Raw genomic sequence first — 20,468 nt, 5'->3', positions numbered from 1 at the left:
AGGGAGTGGCGAAGCTACCGAGCCGGGTAGGAAAAAGGAATACTGGCCGTCGGGCCGTGTCCCATGAGGGCGCCTCCGGGCCCCGCCGACCTGCACCTGTCCGTCTCCAGGGAGTTGACACCGATGCCTATCGCGACCCCAGAGGTCTACGCCGAGATGCTCGACCGGGCCAAGGCCGGCGGTTTCGCCTATCCGGCGATCAACGTGACCTCGTCCCAGACCCTGAACGCCGCGCTCCGTGGCTTCGCCGAGGCCGAGAGCGACGGCATCATCCAGGTCTCCACCGGCGGCGCCGAGTTCCTGTCCGGCACCACCGTCAAGGACATGGTGACCGGTGCGACGGCACTGGCGGAGTACGCCCGCGTCGTCGCGGCGAAGTACCCCGTGACGGTGGCGCTCCACACCGACCACTGCCCCAAGGACAAGCTGGACGGCTTCATGCGTCCGCTGATCGACATCTCCCTGGAGCGGGTGGCCAGGGGCCAGGACCCGCTCTTCCAGTCGCACATGTGGGACGGCTCCGCCGTACCGCTGGAGGAGAACCTCGAGATCGCCAAGGAGCTCCTCGACAAGTGCCACCGCGCCAACATCGTCATGGAGATGGAGATCGGCGTCGTCGGCGGCGAGGAGGACGGCGTCGTCGGTGAGATCAACGAGAAGCTCTACACCACCGCCGAGGACGCCATCGCGACCGCCGAGGCGGTGGGCGTCGGCGAGCAGGGCCGCTACATGCTCGCCGCGACCTTCGGCAACGTGCACGGCGTCTACAAGCCGGGCCACGTCAAGCTCCGCCCGGGCGTGCTGAAGGAGATCCAGGAGGCCGTCGGCGCCAAGTTCGGCAAGGACAAGCCGTTCGACCTGGTCTTCCACGGCGGCTCCGGCTCGCTGCTGGAGGAGATCCACGAGGCGATCTCCTACGGCGTGGTCAAGATGAACATCGACACCGACACGCAGTACGCCTTCACCCGCCCGATCGCCGCGCACATGTTCAGCAACTACGACGGCGTGCTGAAGGTGGACGGCGAGGTCGGCAACAAGAAGGCCTACGACCCCCGCTCCTACGGCAAGGCCGCCGAGGCCTCCATGGCGGCGCGCGTCGCCGAGGCCTGCCGGCACCTGAAGTCCGCGGGCACCAAGCTCGGCTGATCTCTCCGCCCGGTCCGCCGGCGGACCGGGCGGCGCGCGAGCCCACCGGCCCTCGGAAGGTCATCCGGGGGCCGGTCGCGGTCTGATCCCACCGATCGGGTAGGACTGTCCATACGGTTTCCCCCACAGGGGGACGGTCCCGATCGGGGAGGTTTCAGACAGGCCCTGACCGCTGCGGGCGGAAGACACCGCAGCGAGGAAGCAGTTCCCCCGCCGGACGAGTCCGGCGATCCTCGACAGGAGGGTGGCTCCTCCGCTCCCCGAGAGAGCGGCTTCTCGCCTCCCCCGGCTGGGACAGCCGGAGCAGCGACGGCCGAGCCCTCACCGATGCCCTCCGGGGCACGGAGAGACCGTACCAAGGAAGTGATTCCCCTACCGGGCGAACGCGACAGTCCCCTCATTAGGAGAATGATGGAATCCCAGGAGAACCTCCTCGCCGGCCCCCCGCCCACCCTGCTGCCCGACCTGCCCGAGGCCAGGGAGGCGCTGGCGTCCGGCGCCAAGGCGTCCGACGTGGCCGCGAGCTTCCCCGCCTACCCCGCGGCGTGGGCGGCCCTCGCGGACGAGTACTTCGCGGCCAACCACGCGGTGACGTCGTACGCGTTCGCCCGCACCGGCTACCACCGCGGTCTCGACCAGCTGCGCCGCGCCGGATGGAAGGGCCACGGCCCGATCCCCTGGGAGCACGAGCCCAACCGCGGCTTCCTGCGCTGCCTGTTCGCGCTGGCCCGGGCCGCGCAGAGCATCGGGGAGAAGGACGAGGCCGAGCGCTGCTTCACCTTCCTGAGGGACTCCAGCGGCGAGGCCTACAACGAGCTGGCCGGCCGCTGAAGCGCGGGGGATCCTCCCTCACGGGGAGGGGAGATCCCCTTTCCGGGGACCATTCGGGTATTCTCTCCACGCAAGAGCCCCTGTCGCGATTGCGTCAGGGGTTTTCGTTTTGCGGTAGGAGACTCAACGATGCCGGCTGTCGTTCTCTTCGGTGCCCAGTGGGGCGATGAGGGCAAGGGTAAGGCCACCGACCTGCTCGGCGACAAGGTTGACTACGTCGTCAGATACCAGGGCGGCAACAACGCGGGCCACACCGTCGTGATCGGTGACCAGAAGTACGCCCTGCACCTGCTTCCGACGGGCGTGCTCTCGCCGAACGTCGTCCCCGTCATCGGCAACGGCGTCGTGGTCGACCCGGGCGTGCTGCTGAGCGAGATCGAGGGGCTCGAGGCGCGCGGCGTCTCCTCCGAGCGGCTGCTGATCTCCGCCAGCGCGCACCTGATCATGCCCCACCACAAGGCCATCGACAAGGTCTCCGAGCGCTACCTCGGCAAGGCCCGGATCGGCACGACCGGCCGGGGCATCGGCCCCGCCTACGGCGACAAGATCTACCGGATGGGCGTGCGGGTCCAGGACCTCCTCGACCCCGGCATCCTGCAGAAGAAGATCGAGGTCGCCCTCAACGAGAAGAACCAGATTCTCACCAAGATCTACAACCGGCGCTCGCTCGACCCGGCCCGGGTCCTGGAGGAGTACCTCGGCTACGCCGAGCGGCTCAAGCCGTACATCGCCGACACCTCGCTGATCCTGAGCCGGGCGCTGGACGAGGGCAAGGTGGTGCTGCTGGAGGGCGGCCAGGGCAACCTGCTCGACATCGACCACGGCACCTACCCGTTCGTCACCTCCTCCTCGCCCACCGCGGGCGGCGCCTGCGCGGGCGCGGGCATCCCGCCGACCCGCATCAGCCGGGTGATCGGCATCCTCAAGGCCTACACCACCCGCGTCGGCTCCGGCCCGTTCCCGACCGAGCTCACCGACGAGATGGGCGACTGGCTGCGCACCACCGGCGGCGAGTACGGCGTGACCACCGGCCGAAACCGCCGCTGCGGCTGGTTCGACGCGGTGATCGCCCGCTACGCCACCCGGATCAACGGCGTCACCGACTTCTTCCTCACCAAGCTGGACGTCCTGTCGGGCCTGGAGAAGATCCCGGTCTGCGTGGCCTACGAGGTGGACGGCGTGCGCCACGACGAGATCCCGATGACCCAGACGGACTTCCACCACGCCAAGCCGGTCTACGAGGAGTTCCCCGGCTGGCAGGAGGACATCTCCGGCGCCAAGTCCTTCGAGGACCTGCCGGCGAACGCCCGCGCCTACGTCCGCGCCCTGGAGGAGATGAGCGGCGCCCCGATCTCCGCGATCGGCGTCGGGCCCGGCCGGACCGAGACGCTCCAGCTGCGCCCGCTGATCTGAGCCGCCCGCCGGGCGGCCCCGCCTGTGTGGAGCCGCCCGGCGCGCTCACTCGGTAGGGTCCGGGATGTGCATGCCGAGATCCACGGTCACCGCGGGGCCCGAGGGCTCCGCCCGGAGAACACGCTGCCCGGGCTCGCCCACGCCCTGGAACTGGGCGTCGACGCGCTGGAGTTCGACGTCGCGCTGACGGCCGACCGGCGGCTCGTGCTCACCCACGACCTCACCGTCTCCGCCGTGACCAGCGCCGACACCGGCCCGGCCCGGGCGGGCGACCCGCTCTTCCCCTACGTGGGCAGGCCGGTCGGCGCGCTCACGCTGGCGCAGCTGCGCACCCTGGAGTGCGGTCTCCGGCTGCCGCGCGACCCCGACGACCGCTTCGTCGCCACCCAGGTCCCGGTGCCCTGCACCCGGATGCCGACGCTGAGCGCCGTGCTGGGCCTGGTGGACGCCTACGGCGCCGACGGGGTGCGGCTGCACGTGGAGCTCAAGTCCGATCCGACCCGGCCGGACCTGACCGCCGACCCGCGGGAGTTCACCGAGCTGGTGGTCGCGGAGCTGGACCGGCACGACCGGCTGGGCGGGGCGGCGATCCTCAGCTTCGACTGGCGGATCCTGGCCGTCGCGCGGGAGCTCGCCCCGCGCACGCAGCGCTACGCCCTGATCGAGCCGGACACCCTCGGCAGCGCCTGGCTGAACGGCCTGGACCTCGCGGACTTCGGCGGTGACGTCCCGGCCGCCGCGGTCGCGGCCGGGGGCACCGCGGTCTCGCCGGAGCACGTGATGGTGGACGAGGAGTTCATGCGGCGGGCCGCCGCCGCCGGACCGGCGGTGGTCCCGTGGACCGTCAACGAGCCCGGCCGGGCGGCGGAGCTGCTCGACCTGGGCGTGGCCGGGATCGTCACCGACTATCCCGACCGGATGCGCGCCCTGTGGACCGAGCGCGGCCTCTCCCTGCCGGCCCCGCTCTCTCTTCCGGACCGGCCCGCCGCCACCGTGTAGCGCCTGCGTCCGCCGCCGGACCGCGCCTTCCGGTCCCGTCCCGCAACCCGGCTCATCCCCGTGCCGGGCCCGCCCGGGACGGCCGCTACATCCAGCCGTTGCGGCGGAAGCCCCGGTAGAGCAGCGTGCAGGCGAGCACCATGACGCCGAGCACGGCCGGGTAGCCGTAGACGGCGTCGAGCTCCGGCATGTGCTCGAAGTTCATGCCGTAGATCCCGGCGATCATCGTGGGGACGGCCATGATGGCCACCCACGCGGAGATCTTCCGCATGTCCTCGTTGGCCAGGGCGTTGGAGCGCGCCAGTGCCGCCTGCAGCACGGAGTTGCAGAGTTCGTTGGACGACTCGACCTGCTCGCAGACGCGGGCGAGGTGGTCGACGACGTCGCGGAAGTACTCCCGCATCTCGGAGGGGATCATGCGGCGCTGGGCCAGCGTGGACATCGGCGACTGGAGCGGGGTCACCGCCCGCTTCAGCTCGATCATCTCGCGCTTGAGGTTGTAGATCCGGCCGATGTCCCGGGCGCTGACGTCGGCGAAGACCATGGCCTCCACCTCCTCCAGCTCGACCTGCATCTCGTCGGCCACGTGGAGGTACTTGTCCACGACGTGGTCGGCGATCGCGTGCAGCACGCCGGTGGGGCCGCGGCGGAGCAGCTTCGGCTTGTCCTCCAGACGCTCGCGGACCTCCGCCAGCGGGCAGTAGCGGCCGTGCCGTACGGTCACCACGAAGTCGGGGCCGACGAACGCCATGATCTCGCCGGTGCCGATGATCTCGCTGGTCGCGGTGAGCTCCGGGTGCTCCAGGTACGCGACGGTCTTCAGGACGACGAAGAGCGAGTCGTCGTAGCGCTCGACCTTGGGTCGCTGGTGAGCCTTGACGGCGTCCTCGACGGCGAGGGGATGGAGGTCGAAGACCTCGGCCAGCCACTCGACCTCGGGGGCGTCGGGCTCGTGCAGGCCGACCCAGACGAAGGCGTCGCCCTTCTCCTGGGCGGCGTTGTGCGCGCGGACCAGCTCCAGGGCGTCCGGGATGCCCAGGGCCTCGATCCGCTCGCCGTTCACGTAGGCGGCGTACTCGACGAGCGAGTCGCTCGGCGGGACGCAGGTGCCGTTCAACCGGTCACGGACCGGGACAGCGGGCGCGTGTGGCGCACGGACTGCACGCACGTGCCGAATTCGGGGAAAAAGGAGCGAAGAACGCATGACATGCCTTTCCCGCCCGACCAGACATACTTCACGCGCGAGACGATGTCACCTCGGTTCAAACGGAAAGCGCGCGGAGCCGGTCGGGCACCGATTGGTGAGTGGTCGAGAATGCGCACGGGAACGTGCGCGAGCACGTACTGCTGGGATCGCCAGAGGACATCCCCAACCACCTCCAATCGGTATGAGGCACGCATAGCCGTCCGAATCTACCACGGCAAGAGGGGAGTGGCTCCCAGCCTACTCCCCGCCCACGCGGCCGATCATGCGTAATCGGGAGATCCGCCTCACATCCGGGCCGGCCGTCCACAGCCTGGGGACGGGACCGCGGACCCGACCGGGCTTTCTCCACGGCTCGGTTCACTCCGGTTCTCCACGGCTCCGTTCCCCGCAGCTCCGTTCGCGCCGGTTCTCCACGGCTCCATTCACTCCGGTTCTCCACGGCTCGTTCCCCGCGATCCTTTCCACAGGACGCGCTCCCCGTCAGCCGGTTCTCCACAGGCCGGGGACGGGCGGGAGTCCGTGCGGGCCCGGCCGATAGGCTCTCGCACGTGCGCGTTCTTGTGATCGGATCCGGCGGGCGTGAGCATGCCCTGTGCCGGTCGTTGAAAGCAGACCCCCAGGTCGCCGAGGTCCACTGTGCTCCCGGAAACGCGGGCATCGCGCAGGTCGCGACCCTGCACCCGGTGAAGCCGGCCGACCCCGACGCGGTCGCCGCGCTGGCGGTGGAGCTCGGCGCCGACCTGGTCGTCGTCGGCCCCGAGGCGCCGCTGGTCGCCGGGGTCGCCGACGCCGTGCGGCAGGCGGGCGTGCCGTGCTTCGGCCCGTCGGCGCAGGCCGCGCGGATCGAGGGCTCCAAGGCCTTCGCCAAGGAGGTCATGGCCGCAGCCGGCGTGCCGACCGCCCGCTCCCGCACCTGCGCCACCCCCGAGGAGGCCGCCGCCGCCCTCGCCGAGTTCGGCACGCCGTACGTGGTCAAGGACGACGGACTGGCGGCCGGCAAGGGCGTGGTGGTCACCGAGGACCTCGACGAGGCGCTCCGGCACGCCGCCGCCTGCGGGCGGGTCGTCATCGAGGAGTTCCTCGACGGCCCGGAGGTGTCGCTCTTCGCGCTCTGCGACGGGACCACGGCCGTGCCGCTGCTGCCCGCGCAGGACCACAAGCGGGCCTACGACGGCGACGCCGGGCCCAACACCGGCGGCATGGGCGCCTACACGCCGCTGCCGTGGGCCCCGGCGGACCTGGCCGAGCGCGTCATGGCCGAGACGGTCATCCCGACGGTCACCGAGCTGGCCCGGCGCGGCACGCCGTACACCGGGGTGCTCTTCGTGGGTCTGGCGCTGACCTCCGGCGGCCCGAAGGTGATCGAGTTCAACGCCCGGTTCGGCGACCCCGAGACCCAGGTCGTGCTCGACCGCCTCCGGACGCCGCTGGGCGGCCTCCTGCTCGCCTGCGCCACCGGGAGGCTGGCGGAGTCCGGGCCGCTCGCCTGGCACGACGGGGCCGCGGTGACCGTGGTGGTCGCGGCGGAGAACTACCCGGCCGACCCGGTCAAGGGCGACGTGATCGAAGGCCTCGACGAGAAGGTCGAGGGCGCCTACGTGCTCCACGCCGGGACCGCCGCCGACGGTGACGGCCGCGTCGTCTCGGCCGGTGGGCGCGTGCTCAGCGTGGTCGGCACCGGTCCCGACGTCGCCGCGGCCCGGGACGCCGCCTACGAGCTGGTCGGCCGCGTCCGGCTGCGCGGCTCCCACCACCGCACCGACATCGCCGCCCAGGCTCTGTAGACCGCCTCCCAGGCCCGGCAGAGGCCCGCGGCGCCCGTTCGGGACGTCGCGGGCTTCTGGACACCGCGGGCTCATCGGGACACTGCGGACCTATCGAGACGTCGCGGGCCCGTCGCGACGCCGCAGGCCCGTTCCGGACACCGCGGGCCCAGCGGGACGCCGCAGGGCCTTCCCCTCCTCAAGGCGGTCTGAGCCCTGGTGGCAGACTTGGGCCGTGAAGCACCTGCACTCCGGCAAGGTCCGCGACCTCTACCAGACCGACGACGGCCTGCTGCTGATGGTCGCCTCGGACCGCATCTCCGCCTACGACCACACCCTGACCCCCGACATCCCCGACAAGGGCGCGATCCTCACCCAGATGTCGCTGTGGTGGTTCGAGCAGCTCGCCGACGTCGTGCCCAACCACGTGGTCGGCCCGGGCCCCGACTCACGGAGCGTGCTCTGCCGGCCGCTGCGCATGGTGCCGGTGGAGTGCGTCGCCCGCGGCTACCTGACCGGTTCAGGGCTGGTCGACTACCGGCGCGACGGCGAGGTCTCCGGCGTGCCGCTCCCGTCCGGCCTGGTGGACGGCTCCCGCCTCCCCGAGCCGATCTTCACCCCCTCGACCAAGGCGCCCGTCGGCGAGCACGACGAGGCGATCAGCTTCGATCGGGTCGTCGACGAGGTCGGCGCCGACGTGGCCGAGGAGCTGCGCCGGATCACGCTGGCCGTCTACCGGCGCGGCGCGGAGATCGCGCTGGAGCGCGGCATCATCCTGGCCGACACGAAGATCGAGCTGGGCTGGGACGCCGACGGCGTGCTGACGCTCGGCGACGAGGTGCTGACCCCCGACTCCTCCCGCTTCTGGCCGCTCGACGCGTGGGAGCCCGGCCGCTCGCAGCCCTCCTTCGACAAGCAGTACGTCCGCGACTGGCTCACCTCGCCGGCCTCCGGATGGGACCGCGCCTCCGGTGAGGCGCCGCCGCCGCTCCCCGACGAGATCGTCGAGCGCACGCGGGCCCGTTACGTGGAGGCCTACGAGAGGCTGACTGGCCGCCCCTTCACGGGGTAGGTGCCTTCGCGTGGAACCTCGGGGGCGCGAGATCGTGGGGTCGCGTCCCCGGGGACCAGCGCTCCGGTCGCTCACGGAAGTGACCGGGCCGGGCGTGTCCACCGGCTACTGTTGGGCCGACACTCCGGCTGCCGTCCCCCCGGCGCACGAGTCACACTTCCCCACCTTGCAAGGAGCATGACGCATGGTCCGTTACCGTGTGCGCGGTGGCAACGCGCTGCGTGGAACCGCCTTCATCCAGGGCGCGAAGAACGCCGTGCTGCCGATGATCGGCGCGGCGCTGCTCGCCGCCAAGGGCCGGACGGTGCTGCGCAACGTCCCCATAATCGAGGACGTCCGCCGCGCGGTGGAGCTGGCCGAGGCCATCGGCGCCAAGGTCGAACTGCACGAGGCCGAGCGCACATTGGTGATCGACGCCTCCACACTGAGCAGCCCGGTGCTGCCCGCCCGGATCGCCCGCCGCTTCCGCGGTTCGGTCCTGTTCGTCCCCGCGCTGCTGCACCGCCTCGGCGAAGCCGTCATCGAGGGCGTGGGCGGCTGCAACCTGGGCAGCCGCAACCTCGACTTCCACTACCTCGGCTACAAGCGCCTGGGCGCGGCCGTGGTGGAGGAGGACACCGTCATCCGCGTCAAGACCAGCGGGTTCACCGGCGCCAAGCTGTACCTCGACACCCCCTCGCACACCGGCACCGAGAACCTCATCATGGCGGCCGTCCTCGGCCGCGGCACCACCGTGATCGAGAACGCCGCCCTGGAGCCCGAGGTCCTCGACGTCATCGACATGCTGACCCGGATGGGCGCGAAGATCAGCGGCGGAGGCACCGGCTTCATCACCGTGGAGGGTGTGGAGGAGCTGGCGGCCGTCGAGCACACCGTGATGCCCGACCGGCTCGACGCGGGCGTGTTCGCCATGGCCGCGGCCGTCACCGGCGGCGAGGTCAACCTGGTCGGCGCCGAGCTGGACCACCTCGGCGTGGTCCGCTACAAGCTGGAGCAGATGGGGGTGGAGTTCGCCTCCCACGGCGCGGTGCTGCACGTGCGCCGGGACCGCCCGCTCCGCCCGATCAACGTGATCACCGACACCTACCCCGGCTTCGCCACCGACCTGCAGTCCCCGATCATGACGGTCGCCTGCCTCGCCGACGGCGCCAGCTACATCCACGAGCGCATTTTCGACGGCCGTTTCGCCCTGGCCAGTGAGCTGAACAAGATGGGTGCGAACATCGAGGTCACCGAGAACCGCGCCGTCGTGCACGGCCCGACCCCGCTGAAGGGCACCCAGGTGACCGCGCACGACCTGCGCTCGGGAATCGCGCTGGTGCTCGCCGGCCTGATCGCCGAGGGCGAAACGGTCATCGAGTCCGGTTATCTCATCGACCGCGGCCACTCATATCTGGCCGAGCGCATGCAGGCGCTGGGCGCGGATGTCGTTCAGGAGATTTCGCCGTCATAATCAACCGGTTTCGACCGTCTATAACCGTCTTGACCTGTAAGAACAGGGTGAGTCAAGGGTTTAGCCGCCGGTCTGTCCCAGGACGGACACGGAATCGGGCGTGACATTACGGCCCCAATGCACGATCGTTCCAAAAGAGAGCCGAAACAAACGGACGGCATGATGGGAACGAACATTGGTCGAGCGGGCCGAAGAAGCTCCACGAGTGTCACGCACGGGTGCCATGACACCGGATCTCACCATCGGTGTGGTGGGCCCCCACGATCTGGTCGAACGAGTGATGTTGATGGGTCACGCGGCGGCACCCCTGCCCTGCCGCCTCGTGGCCGCCGCCTACCGGGACGAGCAGGAGGCCCCTGACAAGGTCACCCGGTTGGGGGCGGGGATCGACGCCTGCCTGTTCGCCAGCCCGATCCCCTACGATCTGGCGCGGCGTTCCGGTGTGCTGACCATGCCCGCGACCTATGTGCAGCTCGGCGGGGCGGCGCTGATCGCCGCGCTGGGCAGGGCGGTGATGGACGAGCGGATCGATCCACGCCGGGTCAGCGTGGACGTGTTGAACCGGGCGGACGTCGAGGAGGCCTACGCCGACGTGGGCCTGCCCGCCGACGAGGTGCACAGCCGCGACGAGCCGGGGGCGACGGGCACGATCGCCTCCTTCCACGAGCGACTCTTCCGGCAGGGGACCACCACGGGGGTGCTCACCTGCCTGCCGGCCGTCGCCGACCGCCTGCGGTCGGCGGAGGTCCCGGTGGTCCGGATCCGCCCGACCTCCGCCGCCGTCCGTACGGCGCTGCACACCGCGGCGCTGCTCGGCGCGCACCACCGGCTGGAGGAGTCGCAGCTGACCGTGGTCCTGGTGGAGGTGCCCACGCTCCGGGAGCCGGTACGGCGGGCCGCACCCCGCCACTGGCGCGACGAGCTGCGCCTGTCCCTCCACCGGCTGCTGGTGCAGGAGGCGAACCGGATCAACGCGACCGTGACGGCGATCGACGACCACAGTTACATGGTCACCGCGACCCGGGGCTCGGTGGCCACCGCCACCGAGGGTTTCCGGGTGCTCCCGTTCGCCGCGCGGGTCCGCGACGAGCTCGGCCTGGCCGTGGAGGTGGGCGTCGGCATGGGCCGGACGACCCACGACGCCGAGGCCCACGCCCGGGCCGCGCTGGCCCGCACCCAGACGGGCAAGCAGACCCAGGGCTTCGCGGTGGACCGGGAGGGCCGGGCCCTGGTCCCCGCGCCCAGGACGCCCGCGCACGGCGGGTCGGCCAAACCCAAGGGCGTGGAGGTGCTGGCCCGGCTGGCGGCCAAGCTGGAGAACGGCGACACGGTCGTGGACGCCGAGGGGGCCGGCAAGATGCTCGGCGTCACTTCGCGCACGGCACGGCGGCTGCTGCGCACGCTGGTGGACGAGGGACTCGCGTGGCCGCTCCCGCCGAACCGGACCCCGCAGCCGGGTCGGCCCCGCCAGCTCTACCGCCTGATCGTGGAGAAGCTCGGCAGCCGCTAGGCGGCCGCGCACGGCGGTGCCCCCTGCGGGCTCCGCCGTGCTCTCCGGCCGGTCAGGCGCCTGGCCTGAGCCGCCGCAGGGTGTAGCCGTCGCCCGCCGGATCCAGGTCCCTGGTGGCCTGCTTGAAGAGGTACTCCGCCCGTTCGTAGGACAGGCGGCGGCGGCCCGTCTCCGGGCACAGGTCGGCCGGCGCCGGCGTCCGGGCCGGCCCCGGCCGCCGGTCGCTGAGGAAGAGCGGGCCCCGGGTACGGCCCGCCACCAGATCAGGGAGGAGGCGGGCGGTCCCGGACCGCCAGCTCACCCAGGAGCCGCCCGTGCGGGCCCGGCGGTCGTCCAGGTCCAGGTCCTCGACGTTCAGGGACAGGACGGCCGTCACCGCGGCTCCGGACTCGTGCAGGAGCCGCCACAGGGCCCGTTCGCGCAGCGGCAGATCGGGACGGCTCCAGAGCGCCTCCAGCCGGGCCGGGTCGATGCCCTCCGCCCGGGGGCGGGTCCCGGCCCGCCGGTCGAGACCCGCGGCGAGGTGCTCCATGGACGCCCAGGCGCCGAACGACCGGACGGCCGCCCGGTGCCGGTTCCAGGTCGCGGGCGCCGCCTCGCCCCAGGCCGCGGTGAACACCCGCGCCACCTGGTCGGCGGTCAGGGAGGGCAGCGGCGTGCGGTCGCCCAGGGCCAGGCGGAGCCGCCGGAGGGTCTGCCCGTACGAGCGGACCGTTCCGGCGTCCAGCTCACCGCGTTCCAGGAAGTCCCGGGCGGCCTGCGCGAGGGTGGGGCCCGGCGCGGCGGGAACGGTGATCTCGGCCGCCCGGCGGCGCAGGTGGGCGCGCTCGGCGGCGTTCCCGGTGAGGGAGGCGGCCCGTTCGAACTCCAGCCGCGCCTCTTCGAGCCGCCCCGACCGGGCCAGGAGGTCGCCCCGGACGCTCGGCAGCAGGTGGTAGTCCCGCAACGCGGGGTCGCCGGCCAGGGAGTCGGCCAGTGCGAGCCCTGCCTCCGGCCCGTGCGCCATCCCGAGCGCCACGGCCCGGTTGAGCTGCACGACGGGCGTCGGCAGCAGCCGGGCCAGCGCCCCGTACAGGGCCGCGATCCGCGCCCAGTCGGTGTCGGAGGCGGTCCGCGCCTGCGCGTGGCACACGGCGATCGCCGCCTGCAGCACGTACGGGCCGGGTGTGCCGCCGATCTCCCGCGCACGCAGCATCGCGGCGAAACCGCGGCGGATGAGCAGCTGGTCCCAGCGCCCCCGGTTCTGCTCGTGGAGCAGGACCGGTTCGCCCGAGGGCCCGGTCCGCGCGGCGGAGCGGGACGCCTGGATCTCCATGAGCGCGACCAGCCCGTGCACCTCGGCCTCCTGCGGCATCAGTCCGGCCAGCAGCCGGCCCAGCCGCAGCGCTTCCAGGCAGAGTCCCGGCCGCACCAGGTCGTCCCCGGACGTCGCCGAGTACCCCTCGTTGAAGATGAGGTAGACGACCCCGAGCACCGACGAGAGCCGCTCGGCCAGCTCGGCGCCGGAGGGCAGGTCGAACGGCACCCGCTCCTCGGCCAGCGTCCGCTTCGCGGCGGCGACACGCCGGGCGATCCGCGTCTCGTCGACGAGGAACGCCCGGGCGATCTCCCCGGTCGTCAGACCGCCGAGGAGCTTGAGCGTCAGCGCGAGCCGAGCCTCGGCCCGCAGCACGGGGTGGCAGGAGACGAACATCAGCCGCAGGACGTCGTCCTGCTCGGGGTCCTGCTCGGGGTCCTGGCCGGGGTCCGGCTCGGGGTCCCGCTGCTCCAGTCCGCGGGCGAGCTCCCCCTGCTTGCGTTCGAAGCTCCGGGAGCGCCGGATGTGGTCGACGGCGCGGCGCCTGGCGACGGTCATCAGCCAGGCGCCGGGGTTGTCCGGGACCCCCGACCCGGGCCACTGTTCGAGGGCGGAGACGAGCGCGTCCTGGGCCAGTTCCTCGGCCAGGCCGACGTCGTGCACCATCCGCGCGATCCCCGCGACGATCCGGGCCGACTGGAGCTTCCAGACCGCGTCGACCGTGCGATGGACGTCCGTCACCGCACGATGACAGCACCGCCCCGGTCCCCTTCGCAAGCCGGGGCGGCGCCGCCCGGCGGGTCAGGGGCCGAACACCTGCTGGATCACGCTCTCCCCGTCACCGACGATCCTGCGGAAGCGGCGGGCCAGCTCGATCGCCTCCTCCTTGGAGCGGACCTCGACCAGCGCGAAGCCGACCACGGCCTCCTTGGCCTCGGTGAACGGCCCGTCGGTCACGGTGATCTCGTCACCGGAGGAGGTGACGCGGACACCGCCCGGCTCCAGGCCACCGGTGGCCAGCAGGATGCCCGCAGCGGTCATCTCCTCGATGAACGCGGCCATCTCGGTGTACAGCTTCTCGTCGGGGGCGGTGTCGGACGCCTTGCTCATCATCAGGTAGCGCATGGGGCCTTTCCTCTTCTCTCCGTTGCCGTGCCCGTACGTCGAACGGCTCGATGTGACAGGGAACACCGCCGTTCCCTGTCACATACCGGATGCGACGCATGGGCGAGCACCGATGAAGAATCCCAGAAAGGCACCGCCCATGACCGCCGTCCAGATCCCCTCTTCCTCAGCCACCTCGGCCACCACCGCGGCCACCACCGGAGGCACCACCGCGGCCGGCACCCGCTCCCTGCTCACCTGTGCGATCGTCGCCGCGCCCCTGTGGACGGCCGTCTCCCTCGCCCAGGCCGCCACCCGCGAGGGCTTCGACCTGACCCGCCATCCGCTGAGCGCGCTGAGCAACGGCTCCCTGGGCTGGCTGCAGATCACCAACTTCCTGCTCGCGGGCGTCCTGACCGTCGCCGGGGCGAGCGGCCTGCGCCGGGCCATGCGCGGCACCCACGGAGGCACGTGGGCGCCGCGGCTGGTCCGGGTCAGCGGCCTCGGCATGATCGCCGCGGGGATCCTCGTCATGGACCCGGGCGGCGGCTTCCCCGCCGGCGCCCCCCACGGGATGCCCGCGGAGCTCAGCTGGCACGGCTACGGCCATCTGGCCGCCGGATCGATCTCCTTCACCGCCCTGATCGCCGCCTGCTACGTCCTGGGCCGCCATTTCGGCCGCGCCGGGCACCGCGGCCACGCCGCCGCCTCCTACGTCGCCGGCACCGCCCTCCTGGCCGGGAACGGCTGGGCGATGAGCGGCGGAACCGCCGGGTCCCTGACCCTGGCCGCCGGAGCCGTCACCGCGATGCTCTGGGTCTCCGCGGTCGCCGCCCGCTACCACCGCGGCCTCTGACCCGGCCCTCCGCACACCCGTCCACGGCCGGGGACGCCGGGGGCACCGGAGACATCGGAGACGGCGGAGACGCAGGAACCGCGGGAACCGCGGGAACCGCAGGAGCGCGCCGGGCGGGCGAGCCTCTCGCCCACCCGGCGAACCTCCCTGTCCGGTCCCCGCGAGCTTCCTGTCCTGCCCAGCCTGTATCGTCATGTGCCATGAGTCCAGACACTGCTGACAAGCGCACCTCGCTCCTCGTCTGGGGAGCGCTGGGGATCGTCTACATCGTGTGGGGCTCCACCTATCTCGCCATCCGGATCGTCATCGAGACTCTCCCCCCGCTGCTCAGCGGCGCCCTGCGCTTCGCCGTGGCCGCCCTGGTCCTGGCCACCGTGCTCCTCGCGCTGCGGGGCCGTACGGTCCTGCGGATGACCCTCCGGCAGGCCGGCGGCGCGGCGCTCGTCGGCCTGCTCCTGCTGACCGCCGGCAACGGCATGGTCTCCGTGGCCGAGCAGCACATCTCCAGCGGGCTGGCGGCGCTGCTGGTGGCCTCGGTGCCGCTCTGGCTGGTGATCCTGCGCGTCGTCGCCCGGGACCGGCCGGGACTGCTCACGCTGACCGGAGTGCTCGTCGGGTTCGGCGGGGTCGCAGGGCTCTCCCTGACCGGCGGGGACGCCGCGACGGACGGCACGGGCATCACGATCATCCTGCTCGCGTCCGTCTCGTGGTCGATCGGGTCCTTCATCTCCTCCCGGATCCCGATGCCGCCCGACCCGTTCGCGGCCAGCGCGGTCGAGATGGCCGCGGGCGGCGCCGGGCTGCTGCTGATCGGCCTGGCCGCCGGCGAGCGGCTGGACCCCGCCGTCGTCTCCGGACGCTCCTGGGGCGCGCTGGCCTATCTGGTGGTGATGGGCTCCCTGGTCGCCTTCACCTCGTACGTGTGGCTGCTGGGCAACGCGCCCATCTCCCTGGTCTCGACCTACGCGTACGTGAACCCGGTCGTGGCGGTCGCGCTGGGCGCGCTGGTGCTGGGAGAACCGGTGACCGGCTCGATGGCCGTCGCCGGACTGGTGATCGTCGTCGGCGTCGCGCTGGTCGTCTCCACCGAGCGGCGCAAGAAGGCCGTACCGGCCGCCGAGCCGGAACCGGAACCCGCGGCGGCCTGACAGGCCCCGAACCGGTGCCCGGTGGCGACAGGCCCCGAACCGGTGCCCGGTGGCGACAGGGCCGGAACCGGTGCCCACAGTGGTCCGGCAGGCCCGGAGCCGGTGCCCGCGGCGCGCTGACCGCCGGGGGCACCGGATGTCCGCAGAAGGGCCCGTCAGGCGTCCCTGAAGGCCGCGGCGGCGGCCAGGAAGGTGTCGTTGGCCTCGGGGGTGCCGATCGAGACACGCGCCCCCTCGCCCGCGAAGGGCCGCACCGCGACGCCCTCGGCCGCGCACGCCTCCGCGAACTCCAGCGTGCGCTCGCCGAGCCGGAGCCAGACGAAGTTGGCCTCGGTGACGGGCACCGTCCAGCCCTGCGCGATGAGCGCGTCGCGGACCCTGGTGCGCTCCCCGACCACGGTCTCGACCCGCTCCAGCAGCTCGTCCTCGGCCGCCAGGGAGGCGACCGCGGCGGCCTGCGCGAGGTGGTTGACCGCGAAGGGCACCATCGTCTTGCGCACCGCGGCCGCCACCGGCTCGTTCGCGATCAGGTAACCCACCCGCAGGCCCGCCAGGCCGTACGCCTTGGAGAACGTGCGCAGCACGGCGACGTTCGGCCGGTCGCGGTAGACCGTCAGACCGTCGGTGACGTCGGCGTCCCGGACGTACTCCCGGTAGGCCTCGTCGAGCACGACCAGCACGTCCTCCGGGACGCGGTCCAGGAACGCCTTCAGCTCGCCCGAGCGCACGACCGTGCCGGTGGGGTTGTTCGGGTTGCAGACGAAGACCATCCGGGTGGCGGGGGTGATCGCCTCGGCCATGGCCGCCAGGTCGTGGGTCTCGCCGGCCAGCGGCACCCGGACCGAGGTCGCCCCGGCCAGGTCCGCCAGGAGCGGGTATGCCTCGAATGAGCGCCAGGCGTAGACCACCTCGGCGCCCGGCTCGCTGACGGTCTCGAAGAGCTGCTGGGCCACGGTCACCGAGCCGGCGCCGAGCGCGATGTGCTCGGGCGGCACGCCGTACCGCTCGGCGAGCGCCTCGGTCAGCGCGGTCGCCGCGGGGTCGGGGTAGCGGTGGACCTCCGTCGCGGCCCGTGCGACCGCCTCGACCACGGAGGGCAGCGGGTCATAGGGGGATTCGTTGGACGAGAGCTTGTAGGACCGGCCGTCGGGGGAGACCACGGCCTTGCCCGGCCTGTAGGCGGGCATCGTGTCCAGGATCGCGCGGAAACGAGGCATGGCCTTACCTTATGAGGAGCGGGCGGATGGGACGTCATCCTGCGAGACTGGAGGGACGAGCATGCCCGACCGGGAGGACGACATGAGCGCTGCGCCGCTGTCCGAGAGCGAGCTCCGCCCGGAGCCGTCGGTGTGGGATCCCCTGCCCGATTGGGCGGTTCCCTCGGTGAAGGGATTCGTCGCGGAGGACCTGGACAGACTTCCCGGAATCCCTCCGCACACCGAACTCATCGATGGCAATCTCGTCTTCGTGAGCTCCCAGACCCGTTTCCACACCCGCATGCTCTCCCTCCTCGAGAGGGAGCTGAGCAAGGCGGCGCCGGACCATCTCCGGGTGGAGCGGGAGATGACGGTCAAGCTGGGGCGGCGCCAGCGTCCCGAACCCGACCTCGTGGTGCTCCACGCCCACGCGGCCGCCGACCTGATGCGGACCTTCTACGAGGCGGCCGACGTCCTCCTCGCCGTCGAGGTCGTCTCGGAGGAGTCGGAGGAGCGCGACCGCAAGCGCAAGCCGTTCCTGTACGCGGAGGCGGGCATCCCGTATTTCTGGCGGGTCGAGTACGAGAGCGGTCGCCCCGCGGTCTACGTTCACCACCTCGATCCGGCCGTCCGCGGATACGCCCTCACCGGCGTTCACCGCGATCACCTGAGGCTCCGTCTCCCCTTCGACCTCGACATCGACCTGACGGAGATCACCAGGATCTGACCCGCGCGGCCCTCAGTCCCGGGGGCGGAGCATCGGCGGGTGGAGGTTCTCCGCCGGGCCGCGCCGGTAGAGCTTGGCGGGGCGGCCGCCGTCGCGGGTGGTGGTCCGGCCGGTGGGGATCAGGAAGCCCTCGGCGTTGGTGACCTTGCGGTGGAAGTTCCGCGGGTCCAGCAGGCGGCCCCAGACGATCTCGTAGACCCGGCGCAGCTCGGCGACGGTGAACTCCGGCGGGCAGAAGGCCGCCCCCAGCGAGGTGTACTCGAGCTTGGAGCGGGCCCGCTCGACCCCGTCCATCATGATGCGCCGGTGGTCGAAGGCCATCGCGGTCAGCTCCTCGACCGGCTGCCAGCTCATGTGCGCCTCGGTGGAGGCCGGCAGGTCGGGTGCGAGGCCGAGGTAGGCCACGCTCAGCACCCGCCGACGGGGGTCGCGGTCGGGATAGCCGTAGGTCTGCAGCTGCTCCAGGTGGACCGGGGCGCCCGGCAGGCCGGCCCGCTCGGCCAGGACCCGGGCCGCGGCGGCGGGCAGGTCCTCGTCGAGCTGGATGAAGCCGCCCGACAGCGCCCAGTGCCCCTCGTAGGGCGGGTTGTCCCGCCGCCAGACGAGCGCGCTCAGCGCCTGTCCGCGCACCGTGAGCACGACCAGGTCCACGCTGACCGGAATGAGGGGCACCACGCCAGGCACGTTACACCGCCGGGAGATCAGCACGGCACGGATCGGCGCGCCACCGGCCGATGTGGACGCCCGGCGGACCGACACGTCACCGGCCGATACGGACGTGCGGCGGACCGACACGTCACCGGCCGATACGGACGTGCGGCGGACCGACACGTCACCGGCCGGTACGGACGTGCGGCGGATCGGCGCGTCACAGGTCGATGCGGACGTGCAGCGCTTCCGCGGCCGTGCGCCCGTCGGGGGCGGCGACCTCGATCCGGACCCAGGTGTCGGCGGGCACCTGGGTCCAGTCGAACGGGACCCAGGCGGTCGTCATCCGCTCGGGGACGCCGGGCGGCGGCGAGGAGAGGCCGATCCCGGCGATGTCGACGATCCTGGGCGCGTCCTGCCCCTCCCAGGTGATCGTCACCTTGCCGCCCATCGTCAGGCCGTAGCCCCGGATCTCGATGCCGTCGCGGATGTCGCGCCCCGAGCGCACGGCGTCCACCGGGATCGGCCGGCCCGCGTCGGCGGCGATCTCCTCCGCCAGCGACGGGGAGCCGCAGGTGAAGAAGTCGCTCCACATGTAGGAGACGACCTTGGAGGCGTAGCGGCCGACCTGCGTGACGGCCTGGTCCAGCCGCTCCTTGTCGGTCCGGCCCCGGGTGCCGGTCCGGGAGCCGCACGTCTCGCCGGACGGCTCGAACGCCTCCACGTTGGCCCACAGCTGCACGTCGTAGCCCTGCGCCGCCATCTTGTCCCGGGCGGCGGCCATCTCCCGGTAGTAATCGCGGGTCGAGCCGTGGTAGGCCTCGCCGTTGGTGGTCTCCCCGACCATCTGGCGGAGCCGCTCGTCCACCGGCTCGTCCCGCTCGTCCGGCCAGAACAGCCCGACCTTGCCGGTCCCCCGGCTGTCCTGCGGCGCGATGATCCCGACCCCGGTCCGGGCGATGGCCTCGAAGCCCGCCGCCACCTCCTGGGGCGTGGCGCTGAACGCCTTGTCCTTGCGGGCCTCCAGGTAGGGGCTGACCAGGACGGGCTTGCCGGGCATCTGCTGCTCGACGATCCGGTGCTGGGAGGCGTAGACCTTGAGCGTCGGGTGCTCCTTGGCCGCCTCCTCGCTGCCCTCCAGCGCGCCCGTGTAGACCATGTCCCGCATCTGCAGCTCGAACGACTGGTAGAAGCCGCCGAGCGAGGCCCGGCCGGCGAAACGGTCGCCGTAGTCCGTCAGGATGCGCCGGGTGAGCGTGGTGAGCGTGTCGACGCCGCGCTCGGAGGCGCGGGTGGTCTGCGCCGGGTCGCGCGGGGCGAGCGGGAGCGCGGGGAAGACCCGCATGCCGAACCGGTCACCGAGGTCGAGCAGCTCGGTCAGGCTGTCCTGCGCCGCCCCGGCGATCAGGATCACGTGGTAGCCGCGGCCGCGGGCGCTGAGGTTCTCGCAGTTGGCGTCGTCGCTGCCGTCCTCGGGCGCCACGAGGCGGTAGAAGACGGTCTTCCCCACGGTGATCTTCTTCTCCACCTCGGGGCAGCGGAAGAGGCCCGGCCCGAACGCCTCGTCGGTCCGGTAGACGAACGTCCAGCTCACCCGGTTGCCGGGGTTGAGCTCCCGCAGGTCGCGCTCGGCCGCCGCCATGCACGGCACGCCGTCCTCCTCGCACTTGTCGTAGCGGGGGTCGGCCTTCTCCCCCGCGGAGTCGAGGACCCGGCCGTCGTCGTCGAGGAGGCGGGCCTGCAGGCCCCAGCCGATCCGGATCACGGTGTCCCCGCCGACCTGGTGGATGGCCGACAGCTGGCGGCGCCACGTGCAGTGGTCGCTCGACGGCATGAGCCAGTAGCCGGTCACCGCGTACGGCGTGCGCATCGCCGTGTCGAACGTTCCACAGGGGTCGGTGAACGCGGTGGGCGAGGGCGGTGCGGACGGGGAGGCCGAGGCCGCCGAGGTGGAGGAGGCCGTCTGCCCGCCGACCGTGCCGGGGTCGCCGGAGCGCAGGACCAGCACGACCGCCGCCACCGCCACCAGGATCGCCACGCCGAGGAAAGCCGTGAACCAGCGCACGTTCAGGACACTACCGCTCTCTGGATCAGCCGG

The 20,468-nt window shown here is 72.2% G+C and carries 17 protein-coding genes; 11 read left to right on the top strand and 6 right to left on the bottom strand.

Annotation, left to right across the window (positions count from 1 at the left end):
• Nucleotides 1-123: 123 nt before the first annotated feature.
• The 4 genes from fbaA (at nt 124) to ACFOWE_RS09515 (ending at nt 4,389) form a co-directional block, all read left to right on the top strand.
• Nucleotides 124-1,146, top strand: a complete 1,023-nt coding sequence (gene fbaA, locus ACFOWE_RS09530) for a class II fructose-bisphosphate aldolase (protein ID WP_377286834.1) — start codon at nt 124-126, stop codon at nt 1,144-1,146.
• 411 nt (nt 1,147-1,557) lie between these two features.
• Entirely contained in the window at nt 1,558-1,977 is a 420-nt protein-coding gene (locus ACFOWE_RS09525) for a DUF3151 domain-containing protein (RefSeq protein WP_377287119.1), read from the top strand.
• Between the two features lie 129 nt (nt 1,978-2,106).
• The gene (locus tag ACFOWE_RS09520) at nt 2,107-3,390 is read left to right on the top strand and encodes an adenylosuccinate synthase (RefSeq protein WP_377286833.1); all 1,284 of its coding nucleotides are present in this window, start codon (nt 2,107-2,109) and stop codon (nt 3,388-3,390) included.
• Nucleotides 3,391-3,456: 66 nt separating this feature from the next.
• Entirely contained in the window at nt 3,457-4,389 is a 933-nt protein-coding gene (locus ACFOWE_RS09515) for a glycerophosphodiester phosphodiesterase family protein (RefSeq protein ID WP_377286832.1), read from the top strand.
• Nucleotides 4,390-4,474: 85 nt separating this feature from the next.
• Here ACFOWE_RS09515 and corA read toward each other — a convergent pair whose 3' ends face one another.
• Complete coding sequence (gene corA / locus ACFOWE_RS09510; RefSeq protein ID WP_449301207.1) at nt 4,475-5,506, bottom strand: magnesium/cobalt transporter CorA; 1,032 nt, start codon at nt 5,504-5,506, stop codon at nt 4,475-4,477.
• A gap of 638 nt (nt 5,507-6,144) precedes the next feature.
• On the opposite strand from corA, the gene purD reads away from it, so the two are divergent.
• The 4 genes from purD (at nt 6,145) to ACFOWE_RS09490 (ending at nt 11,394) form a co-directional block, all read left to right on the top strand.
• On the top strand, nt 6,145-7,380 hold the full coding sequence (gene purD, locus ACFOWE_RS09505; protein ID WP_377286830.1) for a phosphoribosylamine--glycine ligase: 1,236 nt from the start codon (nt 6,145-6,147) through the stop codon (nt 7,378-7,380).
• Nucleotides 7,381-7,594: 214 nt separating this feature from the next.
• Complete coding sequence (locus ACFOWE_RS09500; RefSeq protein WP_377286829.1) at nt 7,595-8,431, top strand: phosphoribosylaminoimidazolesuccinocarboxamide synthase; 837 nt, start codon at nt 7,595-7,597, stop codon at nt 8,429-8,431.
• A gap of 184 nt (nt 8,432-8,615) precedes the next feature.
• Nucleotides 8,616-9,884: a UDP-N-acetylglucosamine 1-carboxyvinyltransferase gene (gene murA / locus ACFOWE_RS09495; RefSeq protein ID WP_377286828.1), complete on the top strand. Its 1,269-nt coding sequence runs from the start codon at nt 8,616-8,618 to the stop codon at nt 9,882-9,884.
• A 223-nt stretch (nt 9,885-10,107) separates the two neighbouring features.
• Nucleotides 10,108-11,394 carry a GTP cyclohydrolase IIa gene (locus ACFOWE_RS09490; RefSeq protein ID WP_377287117.1) on the top strand — a complete coding sequence of 429 codons (1,287 nt, stop codon included), beginning with the start codon at nt 10,108-10,110 and terminating at the stop codon, nt 11,392-11,394.
• A gap of 52 nt (nt 11,395-11,446) precedes the next feature.
• Here ACFOWE_RS09490 and ACFOWE_RS09485 read toward each other — a convergent pair whose 3' ends face one another.
• Both ACFOWE_RS09485 and ACFOWE_RS09480 read right to left on the bottom strand, forming a co-directional pair.
• Nucleotides 11,447-13,432, bottom strand: coding sequence for a sigma-70 family RNA polymerase sigma factor (locus tag ACFOWE_RS09485; protein ID WP_377286827.1), 1,986 nt, complete (start codon nt 13,430-13,432; stop codon nt 11,447-11,449).
• Between the two features lie 60 nt (nt 13,433-13,492).
• A complete protein-coding gene (locus ACFOWE_RS09480; protein ID WP_377286826.1) occupies nt 13,493-13,816 on the bottom strand; it encodes a YciI family protein in 324 nt (107 codons plus the stop codon).
• A gap of 139 nt (nt 13,817-13,955) precedes the next feature.
• On the opposite strand from ACFOWE_RS09480, the gene ACFOWE_RS09475 reads away from it, so the two are divergent.
• Nucleotides 13,956-14,651, top strand: coding sequence for a DUF998 domain-containing protein (locus ACFOWE_RS09475; protein WP_377286825.1), 696 nt, complete (start codon nt 13,956-13,958; stop codon nt 14,649-14,651).
• 200 nt (nt 14,652-14,851) lie between these two features.
• Nucleotides 14,852-15,799 (top strand): EamA family transporter, encoded by a 948-nt coding sequence (locus ACFOWE_RS09470; protein WP_377286824.1) that lies wholly within the window; start codon nt 14,852-14,854, stop codon nt 15,797-15,799.
• Nucleotides 15,800-15,954: 155 nt separating this feature from the next.
• Here the strand turns inward: ACFOWE_RS09470 and hisC are convergent, their stop codons facing one another.
• Entirely contained in the window at nt 15,955-17,016 is a 1,062-nt protein-coding gene (gene hisC, locus ACFOWE_RS09465) for a histidinol-phosphate transaminase (protein ID WP_377286823.1), read from the bottom strand.
• Between the two features lie 82 nt (nt 17,017-17,098).
• Between hisC and ACFOWE_RS09460 the strand changes: the two genes are divergently transcribed.
• Complete coding sequence (locus ACFOWE_RS09460) at nt 17,099-17,722, top strand: Uma2 family endonuclease (RefSeq protein ID WP_377286822.1); 624 nt, start codon at nt 17,099-17,101, stop codon at nt 17,720-17,722.
• A gap of 12 nt (nt 17,723-17,734) precedes the next feature.
• Here the strand turns inward: ACFOWE_RS09460 and ACFOWE_RS09455 are convergent, their stop codons facing one another.
• Nucleotides 17,735-18,397 carry an NUDIX hydrolase gene (locus ACFOWE_RS09455; protein WP_377286821.1) on the bottom strand — a complete coding sequence of 221 codons (663 nt, stop codon included), beginning with the start codon at nt 18,395-18,397 and terminating at the stop codon, nt 17,735-17,737.
• 193 nt (nt 18,398-18,590) lie between these two features.
• Nucleotides 18,591-20,435: a DUF4434 domain-containing protein gene (locus ACFOWE_RS09450; protein ID WP_377286820.1), complete on the bottom strand. Its 1,845-nt coding sequence runs from the start codon at nt 20,433-20,435 to the stop codon at nt 18,591-18,593.
• Between the last annotated feature and the right edge of the window lie 33 nt (nt 20,436-20,468).

The organism is Planomonospora corallina (assembly GCF_042650625.1).
GTDB lineage: Bacteria > Actinomycetota > Actinomycetes > Streptosporangiales > Streptosporangiaceae > Planomonospora_B > Planomonospora_B corallina.
Note: the sequence above shows the minus strand (reverse complement) of the source record. Positions and strands in the feature narration are given on the sequence as shown.